This window comes from Rathayibacter sp. AY1H2, from assembly GCF_002931985.1.
Taxonomy (GTDB): Bacteria; Actinomycetota; Actinomycetes; order Actinomycetales; family Microbacteriaceae; genus Rathayibacter.
Genome location: NZ_PSUV01000016.1, coordinates 26,479 through 43,415, shown reverse-complemented (window position 1 = coordinate 43,415; position 16,937 = coordinate 26,479). Strand labels below are relative to the sequence as shown.

Here is a 16,937-nt window from a genome sequence, read left to right as displayed (position 1 = left end):
GGACGCCGCTCCCCGCGCGGCGTCCCGCAGTCGGCTCCAGCGCGGGGCCGGGTCCCGAGGAGCGGGACGCGCACGACGACGCGGATCCGCTGGAACGCGGATCCCCGGATACGCCTCGCGAGGACGCCGCTCCCCGCGCGGCGTCCCGCAGTCGGCTCGAGCGCGTGGCCGGGTCCCGAGGAGCGGGATGCGCACGGCGACACGGATCCGCTGGAACGCGGATCCCCGGATACGCCTCGCGAGAACGCCGCCGCCCGCGGAACGGAGTGCGGTCAGCCGCTGAAGGCGGTGAGGGCGTCGTCGAGGATGCCGAGGCCGCGGGCGACCTCGGCGGAAGTGATGACGGCCGGCGGGACCACGTGGATCCGGTTGTCGGCGGTGAAGGGGAGAAGGCCGCGGGACAGCAGGTCGGCCTTGAGGCGGGCGACGGAGGCCGCCGGCAGCGGGGTGCGCGCGGCCCGGTCAGTGACCAGCTCCAGGGCCCAGAACACTCCGGAGCCCCGGACCTCGCCGATCAGGTCGTGCTTCGCCTCGAGCGCCGCCAGGCCGGGGGCCAGGTGCTCCGAGCCGATGGTGCGCGCGTTGTCGACGATCCCCTCCTCCTCCATCGCCTCGAGCGTCGCGACGACGCTGGCCGCGGCGAGCGGGTGGCCCGAGTAGGTGAGACCGCCGGGGAAGACGCGCTCGTCGAAGTGGTGGGCGATCGGATCCGAGATGACGACGCCGCCGATCGGGACGTAGCCCGAGTTGACGCCCTTCGCGAAGGTGATCAGATCGGGGCGCACGTCGAAGGCGTCGAAGGCGAACCACTCCCCCGTGCGGCCGAAGCCCGCCATGACCTCGTCGAGGATCAGCTGGATGCCGTACCGGTCGGCGATCTCGCGGACACCCGCGAGGTAGCCGGGCGGCGGGGTGAGCACGCCGGCGGTGCCGGGGATGGTCTCGAGGAGGAACGCGGCGATCGACTCCGGCCCCTCCGCCTGCACGACGCGCTCGAGGTGGTGGAGGGCGCGCTCGCACTCCTGCTCGAGGGTCTCGGCCCAGAACTCGCTGCGGTACAGGTAGGGCCCGAAGGCGTGCACGTGCCCGCGGGAGTACTCGTTCGGGATGCGGCGCCAGTCGCCGGTCGAGACGATCGCCGCTCCCGTGTTGCCGTGGTACGAGCGGTACAGCGAGACGACCTTGTCGCGGCCGGTGAACAGCCGCGCCATGCGGATCGCGTTCTCGTTCGCGTCCGCGCCGCCGTTGGTGAAGAAGACCTTCTCCATGCCCTCCGGCGCCCGCTCGGTGATCAGGCGGGCCGCCTCGGCGCGGGTCTCGTTCGCGTAGGCGGGGCCGACGGTGGTGAGGACGCCCGCCTGCTCCTGGATGGCGGCGACGACCTTCGGGTGCTGGTAGCCGATGGTGACGTTCACGAGCTGGCTCGAGAAGTCGAGGTAGCGGGTGCCGTCGACGTCCCAGACCTCGGCGCCGAGACCGCCCGCGATCGGCAGCGGGTTCAGCGCGCCCTGCGCCGACCAGGAGTGGAACACGCGGGACCGGTCGGCGGCGGTGACCGAGGCGTTGTCGCGGACGGTGGGGGCGGTCGAGGACGTCATGCTCCCATCGTGCCGCGCGCGCCTCGGAAGCGGGCGTGCGGATCCGTCGATCCGCGGACCCTACGATGGACGGAACGTCGAAGGGAGCCGCGCATGCCCGCGACCGTCCGCGATCTGCTGGCCGAACCGGCCTTCCGCCTCCGCGTGCTCGCCGGCGTCCACGACGAGGCCGACCTCGACGCCCCTCTGGTGTGGGCGCACTCCTCGGACCTCGTCGATCCGACGCCCTGGCTCGAGTCGGGCCAGCTGCTGCTGACCGACGGCGTCCACTTCACCGGGCACGACAGCGCCGAGTTCTCGGAGGAGTACGTCGCCCGGCTGCGCGGACGCGGCATCCGCGCGCTCGGCTTCGCCACCCGCATCGTGCACGACGAGGTGCCCGCCGCTCTCGTCACGGCGTGCGACCGCCAGGGCCTGCCGCTGCTGGAGGTGGCGGACCTGACTCCGTTCATGGGGATCATCCGGTTCGTCGCCGACGTGATCTCGCGGGAGCAGCGCGAGCGGCTGGAGTGGTCGCTCGAGGCGCAGCGGCGGGTCGCCCGCGCGGCGCTGCGGCCGGACGGGCTCGCGGCGATCCTCACCGAGCTGGAGCGGCAGCTGGACTGCTGGGTCGCCCTCTACGACGCGGCCGGGCAGAGGGTGCACCTGCCCACCCGGCTCGACGTGCCGGCGGAGGAGGCGGTCGCCGCGGCCGCGAGGCACGCCCTGACCCGCGGCAGCCGAGCGGGACTCCGACTCGACGACGGCGGCGGAGTGACGCTGCAGACGATCGGGCGCCGCGACCACCTGCGCGGGGTGCTCGCCGTGGGCACCGGCACGCCCCTGGACCCGGCGGGCAGCGACCTCGTCGCGAGCGTCATAGCCCTGGCGAGCATCGCGCTGGAGCAGCGGCGCGCGCTGGACTCCTCCCGCCGGCAGCTGCGCTCCGGACTGCTCGAGCTGCTGGCCGCGGGAGCCTTCGACGTCGCCGAGAGCACCGCACGGCGCCTGGGGAGCCCGCTGCCCGCCGAGCCCGTGCGGGTGGTCGTGCTGAGCGCGCCCGTGCACGGCGACTCGCTCCTCGACGAGCTGGAGGTCGTGGCGGAGGAGGACGGCGCGCGCCTGTTCTTCGCCGAGAGGGACGGCTCGCTCGTCGCCGTGGCCGCCGCCGACGGACTCGAGCCGCTGACCGCCGTGCTGGAGCGGCACGGCGCGAGCGCCGGCGCCTCCGCCCCGATCGGCTGGTCGGACCTGGACCGGGGCCTCGAGGAGGCGCGGCGCGCCGCCGAGCGGACGGGAGACGGGACGGTGGTCCGCTTCGAGGACGTCGCCGCCGAGGGGATGATCGGGCTCCTCGCCGCCGCCGGAGCCGCACCGCTCGCCCGCCGGATGCTCGCACCGCTGCTGACCCCGGAGGGAGCCGTGCTGCTCGAGAGCGCCCGCGTCTGGCTCCGCCGCAACGGCGCCTGGGAGCCCGCCGCCCGCGACCTCGGCGTGCACCGTCACACCCTCCGCAACCGCATCACCGCCGTCGAGCGCGCCCTCGGCCTCGACCTCGACGACGTCTCCGCCCGCACCGAGCTCTGGACGGCGCTGCGGCTGCACTCATAGCCGATCTCCTCCTGCGTCGTCGATCGGCCGCGGTCGGCCGGGGAGGGTGGTCGCGATGGGAAGAGCGGGTCGCGTACCGCGCACGACGATCCGCTCCCACGCGGATCGCCGGTTGCGCGGTGCTCAAGAGCAACTCTCCTCCTGCGTCGTCGATCGGCCGCGGTCGGCCGAGGAGGGTGGTCGCGTTCCGCAGAGCGGGTCGCGTACCGCGCACGACGATCCGCTCACACGCGGATCGCCGGTTGCGCGGTGCTCAAGAGCCTCTCTCCTCCTGCGTCGTCGATCGGCCGCGGTCGGCCGGGGAGGGTGGTCGCGTTCCGCAGAGCGGGTTGCGTACCGCGCACGTCGATCCGCTCACACGCGGATCGCCGGTTGCGCTCGGCGGTGCTCAGGAGCCTCTCCGGTCGACCGAGCACTTCCCGCCGGCGCGGAGCGCAACCGGCGATCCGTGTTCCAGCGGATCGACGTGCGCGGAACGTTCGACGCCCTCGAGAACGGAACCACCCTCCCACGCCGACTGCGGGCGATCGACGACGAAGGAGGAGAGAGGCTCACCAGCGCCGCGACTGCGGGCGATCGACGACGCCAGGAGGAGAGAGCCTCACAAGCGCCGCGGAGCGCAACCGGTGATCCGCGTCTCAGCGGATCGACGTGCGCGGAACGCAGGACGCTCTGCGAGACGCGACCACCCTCCCAGGCCGACTGCGGGCGATCGACGACGAAGGAGGAGAGAGCCTAGGAATGCTGCGGGAACCCGAGGTTGATGCCGCCGTGGGAGGGGTCGAGCCAGCGGCTGGTGATGGCCTTCTGCTGGGTGAAGAAGCGGACGCCTTCTGCTCCGTGGGCCTTGGTGTCGCCGAAGAGGGACGCCTTCCAGCCGCCGAAGGAGAACGTGGCGACGGGGACGGGGATGGGGACGTTGATGCCGATCATGCCGACCTCGACCTCGTTCTGGAAGCGGCGGGCCGCTCCTCCGTCGTTGGTGAAGATGGCCGTGCCGTTGCCGAACGCGCCGTTGTTGATCAGGGCGACGCCCTCCTCGTAGGAGGCGACGCGGACGATGGAGAGCACCGGTCCGAAGATCTCCTCCGTGTAGGCGCGGGAGGTGGTGGGGACCTTGTCGATCAGGGTCGGGCCGAGCCAGAAGCCGTTCGCGTCGCCGTCCACCTCGATCCCGCGCCCGTCGATCACGACCTCGGCGCCGTCCTCCTCCGCGATCGCGATGTAGGAGGCGACCTTGTCGCGGTGCGCCTCGGTGATCAGCGGACCCATGTCGCAGCCGCGGCGTCCGTCGCCGGTGCGCAGGGTCGCGGCCCGCTCCTGGATCTTCGCGATCAGCTCGTCGGCGACGGGCTCGACCGCGACGACGACCGAGATCGCCATGCACCGCTCCCCCGCCGAGCCGAAGCCGGCGTTGATGGCGGAATCGGCGACGAGGTCGAGGTCCGCGTCGGGGAGCACCAGCATGTGGTTCTTCGCCCCACCGAGGGCCTGGACGCGCTTGCCGTGCTTCGTGCCCGTCTCGTAAACGTACTGCGCGATCGGGGTCGACCCGACGAACGAGATCGAGCGGACGTCGGGATGCTCGAGCAGCCCGTCGACGGCCTGCTTGTCGCCGTTGAGCACCGTGTAGACGCCGTCGGGGAGGCCGGCCTCCTTCCAGAGGGCGCCGAGCCAGATCGCCGGGGACGGGTCCTTCTCGGAGGGCTTCACCACGACGGTGTTGCCGGCGGCGATGGCGATGGGGAAGAACCACATCGGCACCATCGCAGGGAAGTTGAAGGGGGAGATGATCCCGACAACGCCCAGCGGCTGCTTGGTCGAGTAGACGTCGACGCCGGTGGAGACCTGCTCCGAGTACTCGCCCTTGAGGTGGTGCGCGAGACCGGTCGCGAACTCCACGACCTCCTGGCCTCGGGTGATCTCGCCGAGCGCGTCCGAGACGACCTTGCCGTGCTCCGACGTGATCAGCTCGGCGAGCTCCTGCTTTTTCGCCTCGAGGAGCTCGCGGAAGCGGAAGACGATCTGCTGCCGCTTCGCGAGCGACGTGTCGCGCCAGGCGGGGAAGGCGGCCTTCGCGGAGGCGACGGCGGCGTCCACCTCGGCGGAGTCGGCGAGCGCGACCTCCTTGGTCGCGACTCCCAGCGCCGGGTCGTAGACGGGAGCGGTGCGGCCGGACGAGGAGGCCGAGGGAGCCCCGTCGATCCAGTGGCCGACGACGGACAGGGCGGTGGCGGGCTCGGCGATGCTCATGGCGACGACTGTAGGGGCGTGACCACGGCCGCGGGGGTGCCGATCCGTCCAGCAGTGGAGGGGTGATCTGGACGGATCGGCGTGCTCAGTCGGCGGGACGGGTGGCGTCGGCGTCGGGCGAAGGGGTGGCCGCGTCGGGGCTCGAGGCGGCGGGGTCGGCCGCGCTCGGGTCCGCAGCACCGGGATCCGCAGCGCCGAGGTCGGCCGCGCCGGCGTCGGCGGCACCCTGCTCGGCTGTACCGGTCTCCTCACCGTTCACCTCGGCAGCGGACGCTTCAGCCGCAGTCTCCGCCGCACCCGCCGGGTCGAACCGCGCCAGCGCGGCCGTGATGTTGTCGTGCCCGCCGCGCTCGTTCGCCCAGGCGACCAGCGCCTCCGCGAGCGTGACCGGATCCGCGCCCACCCTCTCCTGCGCCTCGCGCAGCACGCGCGCGAGGTCCTCGGCGGCGGACGCGTAGTTCCAGAGCCCGTCGGAGCAGACCAGCACCCAGCCCGGCTCGGTCAGCTCCTCGGAGGCGACCCGCGGCTCCTCGTCGTGCGCGTCGGCGCCGAGCCAGCGGGTGATGGCGTGAGCGTCGGGCGCCGTCTCGGCCTGCTCCCGCGGCACTCCCGAGGCGATCTGCTCCTGCGCCCACGAATCGTCGACCGTGAGCTGCCGCGGCTCGCCCGCGTCCGGCATCCAGTAGCTGCGGCTGTCGCCCACGTTGCCCGTGACGAGCAGCGCGCCGTCCAGCACCGCCGCGGTGAAGGTGCACGAGGGCGGATTCGACCGCTTCTCGGGAACGGCCGCGTCGATCGCTCCGGAGGCGCGCGCGGTGGCCATCTGCAGCAGAGCGCGCCAGCGGTCCGCTCCCGCGCTCTCGCCGCCGACCTCGGCCTGCAGCGCGCTGAGTGCCGCGCGGGCCGCGGCGAGCGACGCCTTGTCGGAGTCGGGCGTCGAGGAGACCCCGTCGCAGACCACGAGCAGCGCCGTCCTCAGAGAGCCGTCGGCGCCGGTGGTCGCCCCGAGCGCCATCGCGTCCTCGTTGGCCGGGTGCCGGAGCCCGCGGTCGCAGACGCCGCCGACCAGCGGGTGCGGCGCTTCGGCCCAGTGCTCGCGCTCGGTCGGAGCGGGGCGTCCGCACTGCTCGCAGTAGCCGTCCTCGGCGACCGCTCCCCCGCAGTAGACGCAGGCGGCGGATCCTCCGACGGCGACGGGCGGAGCGGAGGGGGTGGCCGCGACGATCAGCGGCGTCCCGCAGGCCTCGCAGAACGCGTCGCCCGTCGTGACCGGCTCGCCGCAGTTCGGGCAGGGAGTCGACAGCGCGCCGCTCATGTCAGCGTCCAGCGTCGGACCTCGTTGGCCCGGTCGACGAGGCGCAGGCGCTCGTCGCGCTCGCGAGTGGAGGCGGCGAGCGCGCGGTAGGAGGCCTCGAGGCCGTCGCGGATGGCGGCCTCGTTCGCCTCGACTCCGCCGAGGGTCGCTCCCTCGGCCGGGCCGTCGCGCCGCACCAGCTCGAGGGCGGAGGCGAGGACCTGGGTCGTGAGCTCGAGGCGGGTCCGCTGGTCGATCGACACGGAGTCGACGCTCGCGAGGGCGGCCGAGAGCGCGGGCAGCCCGCGGCCCGACTCCGCCAGCAGCTCCGCCCGGCGGCGGCGCGCGTCGGAGTAGGAGGAGCGCGTGGGCGCGACGATGTCGAGCGCGTCGAGCGCCCCGTCGAGGTCGGAGCGCAGCTGCCGCACCCGCGCGAGACCGAAGGCGGCGGGTGCCGTGTAGTTCGCGTCGGCGCGGGCGCAGATCACGTAGAGGGACTCGGCGACCTCGGGCTCACCGCTCGCCTCGCACGCCGCGGCGAGCGCGAGCTTCGGGGCGAGCTCGCCGGGGACCTGCCCGTAGACGGTGTTGAAGGAGGCGCGGGCCCCGATGTCGTCGCCGCGCGCGAGCTGGGCGAGGCCGCTCATCCAGACCGCCCGCCACTCCCACGGGTCCTCCGTGAGTATCTCGCCCGTCGCGCGGGCCGCCTCCTCCCAGCGCTGCGCCTCGATCGCCGCCCGGGCGCGGGCGAGCCGCACCTCGACCGTCACGGTGGGCGCGAGCGCGAGAGCGCGCAGGCGCACGATCGGGTCGGCGACGTTCACGCCCGCGAGCCACGACCGGGCGGGATCGGACTCGTCGCGGCGGAGCGCCGGCAGCGCGTCCCACGGCGGGACGCGGTCGACCACGTCGGCCACGGGCGCCTCGAACAGGGCCGACTCCGTCGAGTGCAGCGCGGGGTGTCCGGGACCGCGGTCGGTCGCGACGACCTCGCGCAGCACTCCGAGCAGCTGGCCGCGCATCTCGTCCACCGTGGCGAAGCGGTCCTGCGGGTCGGGAGCGCATGCCTTCGCGATCAGGCGGTAGAAGGAGTCGTAGCGCTGGAACAGCGGCGTCTCCGACACCGGCGGCAGCGAGGCGACGAAGGTCGTCTGGTTGCCGCGGAAGTCGAGCACCAGCGAGGCCAGCGTGCGGCCGATCGTGTAGACGTCGGAGGCGACCGAGGGACCGAGGTCGGCGACCTCCGGAGCCTGGTAGCCGACGGTGCCGTAGATGGCGGAGTCCTCGTCGTCGATCCGGCGCACTCCGCCGAGGTCGATCAGCTTGACCTGGTCGCCCACCTGGATCATGTTGTCCGGCTTGAAGTCGCAGTAGAGCAGGCCGTGGTCGTGCAGGTAGGCGAAGGCGGGCATGACCTCGAGCACGAAGGCGAGCGCCTGGTCCACCGGCAGCGGATCCGCGGCGCCGCCGTTGGCGTCCAGCCGCTCCTTCAGGATCTGCTTGAGGCTCGGCCCGCCGACGTACTCCATCACGATGTAGCCGGCGCCGTCGTGCAGGACGAAGTTGTAGATCTCGACGATCAGCGGGTGCTCGACCTCGGCCAGGAACCGGCGCTCGGTGACGGCCGCCGCGTACGCGTCGGGGTCGCCGGAGTTGAGCAGGCCCTTGAGCACCACCCAGCGCCCCGAGACGTTCCGGTCGCGCGCGAGGTAGATCCAGCCGAGGCCGCCGTAGGCCAGGCAGCCGACGACCTCGTACTGGCCGCCGACCACGTCGCCCTTCACCAGCTGCGGTGTGAACGAGAACGGCGTGCGGCAGTTGGGGCAGAACCCCTCGGTGCGGCCGGGCCGACCGTCGCGCCCGCGGCCGACGGCGGTGCCGCAGTGCGAGCAGAAGCGCTTGCGCTCGGGGAGGACCGCCTCGGTCATCAGAGCGGCCATCGGGTCGGCGGCCGGGCGGGACGGGACGGTGGTGAGCCCGGCGCCGAGCCTCGGGCCGCGCAGTCGGGTCGAGGTGGTGCCGACGCGGCGGGTGACCTTCGAGCCGGTCTGCGCCGTGCGGGCGGAGCCGAGGGCGGCGGTGGCGAGGCGGGCGGAGGAGGTGCGCGTGCTGCGCGCGGTGGCCGACTCCTCCGCGGGGCCGGGTGCCGTGGCGCCGGGGGTGCCCTCGACGAAGCCGGTGCCGAAGGCGGCGGAGGCGGTGGCGGGCGGGGAGGCCGGAGCGGCGCGGCGCGCGGTCGGCGTGGAGGCGGCGGCGCCCTCCTCGGGCGGGAGGCCGCAGACGTTGCAGTAGCCGTCCTCGATCGTCCCGGTGCAGCCGGGAGTCGCGGTGCAGGGGGCGCCGTTCATGGGGTGGCCTTCCGGTGGTGCGCGGGGGCGGGGTGCGGGAGGTCGCGGGTGACGACGTCGTACTGCTCGACCAGGTGACGGGCGAGCGGGACGGAGCAGGGCACCGCGTCGAGGGCGGCGCGCACCTCCTCCTCGGCCGCGACGCCGACGGCGGTGGCAGCGCGGCCGTTGCCCTCGGCCCGCTCCCGCAGCGCCCGGAGGCGGAAGCCCAGGGCGGCCCGTTCGCGCAGCGGCGAGGTGTAGGCGGCCTCGACCGCGTCGAACGCGCGGCCGACGGCGGTCAGGCGGGCGAGGTGCGCGTCGAGCGCCTCGCGGTCGGACGGAGGATCGCCCAGCCGGGAGACGTCGGGCACGGCCAGCCGCGGCGGGTCGGCGATCTCGCGGCGGCAGCGGGCCACGAGCTCGCGCAGCGGCGCCTCGCGGTGCTCGGCCGCCTCCGCCAGCTCGCGCGCCCGACGGCGGTCGCGCTCGAGTCCGCGCCGCTCGGACGCGGCGATGATCAGGTCGCGCTCGAGCCGGGCGGAGTCGCTCTCGAGCTGGCCGAGCGGCCCCGACACGTCGGCTCCCCGGCCCGCCCGCTCGGCGAGCGCGTCGAGGCGGGACCGCAGCACGGCGACCCGCTCCGCCCGCTCGCGGTCGACCGTGCCGCTCCCGTCGCGGGTGAGGTCGCGGCAGCGCTCGATCTCGGCGCGCACCCCCACGATCCGTCCGGCGACGTCGGTGCCGCTGGGGTCGAGCTCGAGCCGGGAGCGCAGCTGGCCGACGACCGCGTCGCAGAGGCGCACCGCCTCCACCAGCGAGACCGCGCCGCTCCCGGAGGCGTCGAGACGGCCCCAGATCAGCTGCGACATCCGCTCGCGCGCCACGACGTCGACGCGGCCGGAGTCCCAGACCGCCTCGAGCTCGGCGAGGCGCCGGGTGACGGACTCGCGGAGCGACTGGGCGAGCACCACGTCGGCCGTGTAGTTCTCGGCCTGCGGCGACGCCAGCGCGGCGGCGTCCAGCCGCGAGAGCTCGCGCGTGGTCCGCTGGAGCCAGCGGGCGAGAGCGGCGAGGTACTCGAAGAGCTCGCGCTGCGGCGCGGCCTCTCCCAGCCGGCCCGGAGCGACGGGGGTCCCCTCCGCGAGACCGGTGCTCATCGGCCGTACACCGGGGCCGGCGGCGAGGCCTCGCCGAGGACCCCGAGCCAGCGCTCGTAGATGCTCTGCCAGCGGCCGTCGCTGCGGATGCTCTCGAGCGAGGCGTTGACGAAGCGCACGAAGTCGGGGTCGTCGGCGGGCAGGCCGAGGCCGTAGGGCTCCGAGCTCAGGGCGTCGCCGACGACCTTCGCGTACGGATCCTGCGCCACGAAGCCCGCGAGGATCGTGTCGTCGCCCGCGATGGCGTCGACCTCGCCGGCCTGGAAGAGGGCGAGGCACTGCGAGTGCGTGGCGGCCTCGACGGCCTCGACCTCCGGGTAGTCGTTCTGCAGGCGGCTGAGCGTCGTGGTGCCGCTGGGCGCGCAGACCCTCTCGCCGTCGAGGTCGCCGATGCCCGTGATCGGGACGCCGTCGGGGTCGTCGGAGACGAGCACCTTGAGGCCGGCGTCGTAGTACTCGGACGAGAAGGCGATCGAGCTCCAGCGGTCGCAGGTCATCGTGAGGGTGCGGGCGACCATGTCGACCTGCGGGGCGCCGTCGCCGCCGGTGAGCGCGGGGAGGCGCTGAGCGGAGGTGATCACGACGTAGTCGATGGAGTCGCTGCCGAGGATCGCCCGGGCGACCTCGCGGGCGATGTCGACGTCGAAGCCCTCGATCGCCCCCGTGATCGGGTTGCGGGCGCTCATCAGGAGGGTGTCGGCCGAGACGCCGACGCGCAGGGTCCCGCGCCCGCGGATCTCCGCGAGCCTGGTGCTGTCGGTCACGCCGGTCGGCGCGTAGGAGGTGACCGCCGAGGGCGAGCAGCCCGCCGCGGCAGGAGCGGCGGGAGCGGACGCGCTCGCCGTCGGAGTCGGGGTCGCCGCGGCGAGGGGCGTGCCGAGGTCGTCCGCCCCCGTCGTGCAGCCGGTGAGGGCGAGTGCCGCGGCGGTGGCCAGGGCGAGGGCGGCGGCGCGCAGGCGGTTCATCGGTACTCCTCCAGTCGCTGGGCTATGCCGCGCCAGGCGAACACGGCTCCGGCGAGACCCGCCGCCAGCAGGATCCACGAGACGAGGGTCGCGAACTCCGCACCTCTGTCGAGCGTGGTGGCGGCGGCCAGGGCCTTCTCCTGCACCACGTCGCGGGCGTCGTCGGAGAAGGTGGTGAAGAGGTCGTTCGGCGTGCCGTTCCCGGTGATCGTGGCGACGCGGACGGCCTGGTCCCAGTTCCCGGCGTCGTCCGCGGCGCGGATCTCCTCGTGGAACGACTGCCACTGCCCGAACTCGTCGACGAGCCGCGTCCTCGCCAGCTCGTCCTGCAGGTCGCCCGAGAGCTTCTCCCGGGCGGAGTCGACGGCCTGGGTGTAGCGCTCCTCGAGGGCGGCGCCGGAGCCGCGCTTGATCAGCGTGAAGCTCTCGAGCGACTTGGCGTCGCTCGCGGCGATGAGCGCGTTCGACACGGTGAGCGCCTCGCGGTAGGACTCGACCCGCGCCGTCCCCGCGTCCGCCGCGACCGATCCGTAGGCGAGCGCCCCGCCGACGCCGACGACCAGCAGGAGGGCGGTCCCCGTGGCGAGCGGGCGGTTGAGGTAGCGGTGCGTACGGCGGGCGAGCCAGAGCTGCGCCGCCAGGAGAAGGACCAGCATCACGAGCGAGCCGATCATGAGCAGGACGCTCCAGCGGACGGCGTCGTAGGCGGCCGCGACCCGGTCGGCACCGGAGTCGACGAGTCCGTCGAGGTCCTCGAGGATGCCGCCGTCTCCCGAGAGGGCCGTCGACGCCTGGTCGAGATACGCCGAGGCGACGGGGAAGCCCTGCCGGTTGTTGGCCCGCGCCTGCTCGATCAGCCCGCTGTAGGTCGTGATGCTGCTGGCGACCCGGGCGAGGGCCCGGGTGTCCGCCGAGTCGGCTGCCGAGAGCCCGGCGATCGCGGAGGCGGCGCCGGTGAGGCTCGAGACGTACGACGCCCGCAGCTCGGTCGGCTCCAGTCCGCCGACGAGGAAGGTGTTGGCCGCGATCGCGTTGGCGTCCACCAGCAGCGTGCGGACGTTCTGCACGCCGAGCAGCTGCGCCGACTGCTCCCGGGCCGTCGTCGCGGCGCGCGCCTGCATCGCTCCTGCCTGCTGCGCGAACACGCCGAACAGCACGGCCGCCAGCGCCGTCAGGGCGAGCAGGAGGCGCAGGGTGGCCGGAGTGGTCGCGGTCGCGCGGGCCAGCAGCGACGGCTTCCGCTGCGCCGGCCGGTTGGCGACCTGGACGAGGGGCGGCTCGGGGATCCTCTGCGCGGGCGGCGCGGCGGGTGCGGTGCTCAACGGCTCTCCTCCTCGGGGTCGTCGGTGACGGGGACGGCCGTGCCGCTCGGGGCGGCGTCCGCCTGCCCGAAGGCCTCCTCAGAGCCGTCGACCGCGCCCTCGTCGTCGTCGCCGGCTCCGTCCGGGCTGCTCGAGGCTTCGGGGCTCTCCACCACGTCCTCGGGGAGCAGGATGCGCAGCTCGTCGAGCGTCGGCTCCTCCACGTCGCGGAGGCGCCAGGCGTGCCGGGCGATCGCCGCGTCGAGGACGTTGCGGACCCAGCGCCCGTTGCCGAACGCCTCCGTGCGCTGCTGCGCCGAGGCGAGGCCCGCGAACGCGGCGAGCGCCTCCTCCGTCGGCTCGAAGTCCGCGGAGGCGGCGAGGCGGCCGAAGATCGCCGAGAGCTCGTCGTCGGAGTAGTCGGCGAAGTCGATCGTGGTCGAGAAGCGGCTGGCGAGTCCCGGGTTCGTGTCGAGGAAGCCCTGCATCGGCCCGGAGTAGCCGGCGACGATCACGACGAGGTCGCCGCGGTGGTCCTCCATGTCCTTCACGAGGGTGGTGACTGCCTCCGCGCCGTACTGGTCGAGCGCGAGCGCGTAGGCCTCGTCGATGAAGAGGACGCCGCCGCGCGCGGAGGCGATCACCTCCGCGGTCTTCGTCGCGGTCTGCCCGAGGTAGCCGGCCACCAGCTCCGATCGGTCGACCTCGACGAGCACGCCCTTCGAGAGGATGCCGAGCGAGCGGTAGATCCGCGAGACCAGGCGCGCCACCGTCGTCTTGCCCGTGCCGGGGTTCCCCGTGAAGACGAGGTGGCGGGTGAGCGTGGGCGTGCTGAGACCGGCGGCCTGGCGCAGGGTGTCGATCCGGAGCAGCTGCGTCTGCCGCTTGATCTCGCTCTTCACCCGGTCGAGGCCGATCAGCGCGTCGAGCTCGGCGAGCAGGTCGTCGATGGACTCCGGCGGGTCGAGCGGCTCCGGCTCGGAGGCGGGCTCCGCGGCGGGAGCGGCGGCGGGCGCCGGCTCGTCCTGCGGACCGTCGTGCTCGGTCCGGCGGAGGCGCTCGAGGATCTCGTCGACCCCGGGCACGCCGGCGGGCAGACCGGTCGGCAGGTCGGCGCCCGCGTCACCGTCCGGCGACCGGCCGGTCGTGTGCGGCGCTCCCCCGCTCGTCGTCGGAGCGGCGCCCCGAGCACCCGGGACGGCGGAGAGCTGGGCCGCGGCGGTCGCGGAGGCGGAGGCGATGCCGCCGATGCCCGGGTCGCCGAGAGCGCTGGCCGCCGAGACGACCTCGGTCAGGGCGCGGGCGTAGGCGGAGGCGTGGTGCGAGCCCGCGCCGACCAGGGCGGCCAGCTGAACGGTCGGCCCCGACCGCCAGCGCCGACCGCTCGAGGCGGCGGTGAAGAACGCCTCCAGACCGCCGGTCGCGCCGGTCGCGGCGAGCCAGTCCTGCCCGGCGCCGCGGATCGACTCGGCGACGGCGGCGGCCAGCCGCGCACCCTCGTCGCGGACGGCCGCGGCGTCGAGGCCGGCGGCCGTCCCCGCGAGCACGAGGGCGTCCAGCGCCGGGGCGAGCGCGGTCACGAGGCGCTCGGCGGGGTCAGCGAGCCGGATCCGGACGGCGCTCCCGGCTGCGGAGGCGCGTCGAGACCGCTCGGGGAGAGCGAGGACTCCGTGAACTTCTCGGCCAGGAACTGCCCGTGCGCGATCAGCGCCGAGGCGTCCTGCCGCGAGACGGCGTCCGAGATGCGGTCGAGCGTGCCTCCGAGGAGGTCGAGCTGGTCGCAGAGGATCATCAGCGAGGTCTTCCCCCTGTGCACGGCGCGGCGGTCGGCGAAGTCCCTCGGCAGGCGGAGGTAGCCCTCCACCGCCTCGGGGAGGTAGCTGGTCGCGGTCGCGACGACGGTGTGGCCCTGACGGCTCATCCCGCCGAGGCGGTCGAGACGGGGCACCATCTCGCGGACCGTCTCGTCGATCCGCTGGATGCGCGCCGCGACGATGCCAGGCACCCGGCCCTCCGTCCGCGTGCCGACCCGGTCGAGCGCCGCGAGGATGTCCTCGCTCGTCGGGACGCTCGGCAGAGCGGGCGCGGTCTCCTCCGGCGCCGCGGGGGCACCCGTGAACAGTCGGGAGAACCAGCCCATCGGCTAGCGGCCGAGATCGAGCGAGGACGTCGCGTCGATGTCCGAGTTGCTGCGGCGGGCCCGCTCGACGTACTCGCCGGCCTTCGCCGTCTCGGTCTGCAGGACTCCGACGGTCTGGGCCATGCTGTCGAGCGCCTTGATCTTGAAGTCCGAGATCGAGTCCATCGTCTGGTAGATGTTCGCGAACGCGGCCTGCAGCTGCGGCAGCCCGACCGTGGCCGAGGCGGCCTGCGACTGGATCGAGGCCGACTGGTCGGCGAGCATGCGCGAGGTGGCCTCGATCATGTTGGACGTCGTGGTGTTCAGCGCCGTGATCTGATCGAGCACGAGGCGCTGGTTGGCGAGCGCCTGCGCCACGATGACCGCCGTGCGCAGCGCCGAGACGGTCGTGGTCGTCGCGCGGTCGACGCCCTTGATCAGCTCGACGTTGTTCTTGATGACGACGTCGATCGCGAGGTAGCCCTGGATCGACACGGCCAGCTGGGTCAGCAGGTCCTGGTGCTTCTGGCGCGCGTAGAAGAGGACGTCCTCGCGCAGCGCCTTCGCCCGCTCCGGGTCGGTGGCGTCGAGCTCGGCGATCTTCGCCGAGAGCTTCACGTCGAGCCGCTCGGCGACGTAGATGTACTCGTTGAGACGGGTCATCGTCTCCCAGAGGTTCTGCTTCTCGAGATTCAGGGCCGCGTTGTCCTTCCGCAGCTCGTCCTGCCCGTCGTACAGGGCCTGGATGATCGCGTTCAGGTGCGACTGGGCGCTCTCGTAGCGGCGGAAGTAGTCGGTGATCTTGTTGCCGAACGGGATGAAGCCCAGGATCTTCTTCTGCAGGTTGTCCTCGGACGGGTCCAGATCCTCCACCGTGCGGCGCAGCTCGAGCAGCGTCTTGCCGATGGTCGACCCCTCGGAGAGCCCGCCCTCCTGGAGGGCGCGCACCGGCGTGCTCAGCAGCCGGTTCGACGAGTCGGCGGCCGAGCGGATGTCGGCGTCGCCCATCGTGCGGATGTCGTTGGCCCGCGTCGCGAACTCGGGGCTGCGGGACTCCGTCGCCAGGAGCGTGTCGAGGTAGCCGTCGACCTTCGCCTCGAGGCCGGGCAGGGCGGCTTCGGGCACCTTCGGCGCGATCGACGGCGCCGAGGTGGTCGGCACCGCTGCCACCGGCTCCGGAGGCGTGAGCGAGAGGGCGTTCTGGACGGGCGGCTGCAGGGCCTCGGTCATCGGGATCCTCACCGTTCCTGGCGCTCGGCGCCGACTGGGATGAACGTCCGCCCAGCATATCCCGGGCCCTCCCGCGGGATCCCCGCGAGCCGCCTCGTCCGAGGACTCGACGCGATCGGGCGGCTGTGGAGGAGCATCCGCCGCCGGTCAGACCGCCTTCGGGCGCCTCCGCAGCGTCGCCACCGCGACTCCGGCCAGGGCGAGCGCGCCTCCGAGCAGCGCGGCGAGCGGCGGGGTCTCGCCCAGGACGAGCCAGGACAGCAGCACGACCACCGCGGGCACCGCGTAGGTGGACGCCGCGGTGCGACCCGCGCTGGAGCGCGCGAGGACGTACCCCCACGTCGTGAAGGCGACGGCCGTCGGGAAGATCCCGAGGTAGACCACAGCCAGGATCGAGGAGAGCGGAGCGGCGGCGAGCGCCTCGACGAGCTCCGGTGCGAAGGGCAGACACGCGACCGTGCCGGCGAGGCAGCCGAGCCAGGTCATCGTCGGCGCGTCGATCCGGCCCAGCAGGCGCTTCTGCAGGGTCGCCGCGCTGCCGTAGACGACGGCGGCCACCAGGCCGAGGGCGACGCCGATCACGTCGAACTGCCCGGTGGAGGTGGAGAACGCGATTACCGCGACGCCGGTCAGCGCCACGAGCATCCCGGCGAGGAGACGGCGGGGGAACCCCTCCCCCAGCAGCAGCCCGGCGAGCACGGCGGTGATCATCGGCGCGATGTTCACCAGCAGCGCCGCCGTCCCCGCGTCGACGTGCCGCTCCGCAGCGTTCAACGCCAGGTTGTAGACCCCGAACCAGGCGACCCCCCAGCCCAGCACGAGCAGGAGGAGGCGCCCGCGCGGGACCGCCGTGCGCGGATCCGGAGCCGCCTCCGAGCGGCGCCTCCGGGCGGTGAGGACGACGCGCACCACCGTGAGCGCGAGCGACCCCACCACGATGCGGCCGAGGGTCAGCGTGCCCGGGCCGAAGTCCTCCGTCGTGGCGCGGATGCCGACGAAGGCCGACGCCCAGAGCAGGACGGTGACCGCGATCGCGCCCCACAGCAGGAGGGCGTCCCTCGTGGAGGGCGGGGCGGAGGAGGAGACGTCGGTCATGAGGC

General features: G+C 73.9%; 12 protein-coding genes. 1 reads left to right on the top strand and 11 read right to left on the bottom strand.

What is annotated here, in order from left to right:
* Positions 1 to 272: 272 nt before the first annotated feature.
* Positions 273 to 1,598, bottom strand: a complete 1,326-nt coding sequence (locus tag C5C29_RS12215) for an aspartate aminotransferase family protein (protein ID WP_104223841.1) — start codon at positions 1,596 to 1,598, stop codon at positions 273 to 275.
* A 93-nt stretch (positions 1,599 to 1,691) separates the two neighbouring features.
* Between C5C29_RS12215 and C5C29_RS12210 the strand changes: the two genes are divergently transcribed.
* A complete protein-coding gene (locus C5C29_RS12210) occupies positions 1,692 to 3,188 on the top strand; it encodes a PucR family transcriptional regulator (RefSeq protein ID WP_104223840.1) in 1,497 nt (498 codons plus the stop codon).
* Positions 3,189 to 3,923: 735 nt separating this feature from the next.
* Here the strand turns inward: C5C29_RS12210 and C5C29_RS12205 are convergent.
* The 10 genes from C5C29_RS12205 to C5C29_RS12160 all read right to left on the bottom strand — a co-directional run bounded on the left by C5C29_RS12205 (position 3,924) and on the right by C5C29_RS12160 (position 16,932).
* Positions 3,924 to 5,441 carry a CoA-acylating methylmalonate-semialdehyde dehydrogenase gene (locus C5C29_RS12205; RefSeq protein WP_104223839.1) on the bottom strand — a complete coding sequence of 506 codons (1,518 nt, stop codon included), beginning with the start codon at positions 5,439 to 5,441 and terminating at the stop codon, positions 3,924 to 3,926.
* Between the two features lie 85 nt (positions 5,442 to 5,526).
* Positions 5,527 to 6,756 (bottom strand): PP2C family serine/threonine-protein phosphatase, encoded by a 1,230-nt coding sequence (locus tag C5C29_RS12200; protein ID WP_181074948.1) that lies wholly within the window; start codon positions 6,754 to 6,756, stop codon positions 5,527 to 5,529.
* Positions 6,753 to 9,083 carry a serine/threonine-protein kinase gene (locus C5C29_RS12195; protein WP_104223838.1) on the bottom strand — a complete coding sequence of 777 codons (2,331 nt, stop codon included), beginning with the start codon at positions 9,081 to 9,083 and terminating at the stop codon, positions 6,753 to 6,755. The genes C5C29_RS12200 and C5C29_RS12195 overlap by 4 nt, the downstream gene beginning before the upstream one ends.
* Positions 9,080 to 10,222 carry a hypothetical protein gene (locus C5C29_RS12190; protein WP_104223837.1) on the bottom strand — a complete coding sequence of 381 codons (1,143 nt, stop codon included), beginning with the start codon at positions 10,220 to 10,222 and terminating at the stop codon, positions 9,080 to 9,082. Before C5C29_RS12190 ends, C5C29_RS12195 begins: the two co-directional genes overlap by 4 nt.
* Positions 10,219 to 11,187 carry a glutamate ABC transporter substrate-binding protein gene (locus C5C29_RS12185; protein ID WP_104223836.1) on the bottom strand — a complete coding sequence of 323 codons (969 nt, stop codon included), beginning with the start codon at positions 11,185 to 11,187 and terminating at the stop codon, positions 10,219 to 10,221. The genes C5C29_RS12190 and C5C29_RS12185 overlap by 4 nt, the downstream gene beginning before the upstream one ends.
* Positions 11,184 to 12,509 carry a hypothetical protein gene (locus C5C29_RS12180; protein ID WP_104223835.1) on the bottom strand — a complete coding sequence of 442 codons (1,326 nt, stop codon included), beginning with the start codon at positions 12,507 to 12,509 and terminating at the stop codon, positions 11,184 to 11,186. The genes C5C29_RS12185 and C5C29_RS12180 overlap by 4 nt, the downstream gene beginning before the upstream one ends.
* Positions 12,506 to 14,068 carry an AAA family ATPase gene (locus tag C5C29_RS12175; protein WP_219813783.1) on the bottom strand — a complete coding sequence of 521 codons (1,563 nt, stop codon included), beginning with the start codon at positions 14,066 to 14,068 and terminating at the stop codon, positions 12,506 to 12,508. Before C5C29_RS12175 ends, C5C29_RS12180 begins: the two co-directional genes overlap by 4 nt.
* Complete coding sequence (locus tag C5C29_RS12170) at positions 14,065 to 14,628, bottom strand: hypothetical protein (protein WP_104223834.1); 564 nt, start codon at positions 14,626 to 14,628, stop codon at positions 14,065 to 14,067. The genes C5C29_RS12175 and C5C29_RS12170 overlap by 4 nt, the downstream gene beginning before the upstream one ends.
* A 3-nt stretch (positions 14,629 to 14,631) precedes the next feature.
* Positions 14,632 to 15,837, bottom strand: a complete 1,206-nt coding sequence (locus C5C29_RS12165) for a toxic anion resistance protein (RefSeq protein WP_104223833.1) — start codon at positions 15,835 to 15,837, stop codon at positions 14,632 to 14,634.
* Between the two features lie 147 nt (positions 15,838 to 15,984).
* Positions 15,985 to 16,932 carry a DMT family transporter gene (locus tag C5C29_RS12160; protein ID WP_104223832.1) on the bottom strand — a complete coding sequence of 316 codons (948 nt, stop codon included), beginning with the start codon at positions 16,930 to 16,932 and terminating at the stop codon, positions 15,985 to 15,987.
* Positions 16,933 to 16,937: the final 5 nt, after the last annotated feature.

What these genes read in the sequence shown, in the direction of transcription:
- C5C29_RS12190 (WP_104223837.1), bottom strand. Translation starts at nt 10,222, where the DNA reads ATGAGCACCGGTCTCGCGGAGGGGACCCCCGTCGCTCCGGGCCGGCTG.
- C5C29_RS12185 (WP_104223836.1), bottom strand. Translation starts at nt 11,187, where the DNA reads ATGAACCGCCTGCGCGCCGCCGCCCTCGCCCTGGCCACCGCCGCGGCA.
- C5C29_RS12195 (WP_104223838.1), bottom strand. Translation starts at nt 9,083, where the DNA reads ATGAACGGCGCCCCCTGCACCGCGACTCCCGGCTGCACCGGGACGATC.
- C5C29_RS12160 (WP_104223832.1), bottom strand. Translation starts at nt 16,932, where the DNA reads ATGACCGACGTCTCCTCCTCCGCCCCGCCCTCCACGAGGGACGCCCTC.
- C5C29_RS12210 (WP_104223840.1), top strand. Translation starts at nt 1,692, where the DNA reads ATGCCCGCGACCGTCCGCGATCTGCTGGCCGAACCGGCCTTCCGCCTC.
- C5C29_RS12200 (WP_181074948.1), bottom strand. Translation starts at nt 6,756, where the DNA reads ATGAGCGGCGCGCTGTCGACTCCCTGCCCGAACTGCGGCGAGCCGGTC.
- C5C29_RS12215 (WP_104223841.1), bottom strand. Translation starts at nt 1,598, where the DNA reads ATGACGTCCTCGACCGCCCCCACCGTCCGCGACAACGCCTCGGTCACC.
- C5C29_RS12165 (WP_104223833.1), bottom strand. Translation starts at nt 15,837, where the DNA reads ATGACCGAGGCCCTGCAGCCGCCCGTCCAGAACGCCCTCTCGCTCACG.
- C5C29_RS12205 (WP_104223839.1), bottom strand. Translation starts at nt 5,441, where the DNA reads ATGAGCATCGCCGAGCCCGCCACCGCCCTGTCCGTCGTCGGCCACTGG.
- C5C29_RS12170 (WP_104223834.1), bottom strand. Translation starts at nt 14,628, where the DNA reads ATGGGCTGGTTCTCCCGACTGTTCACGGGTGCCCCCGCGGCGCCGGAG.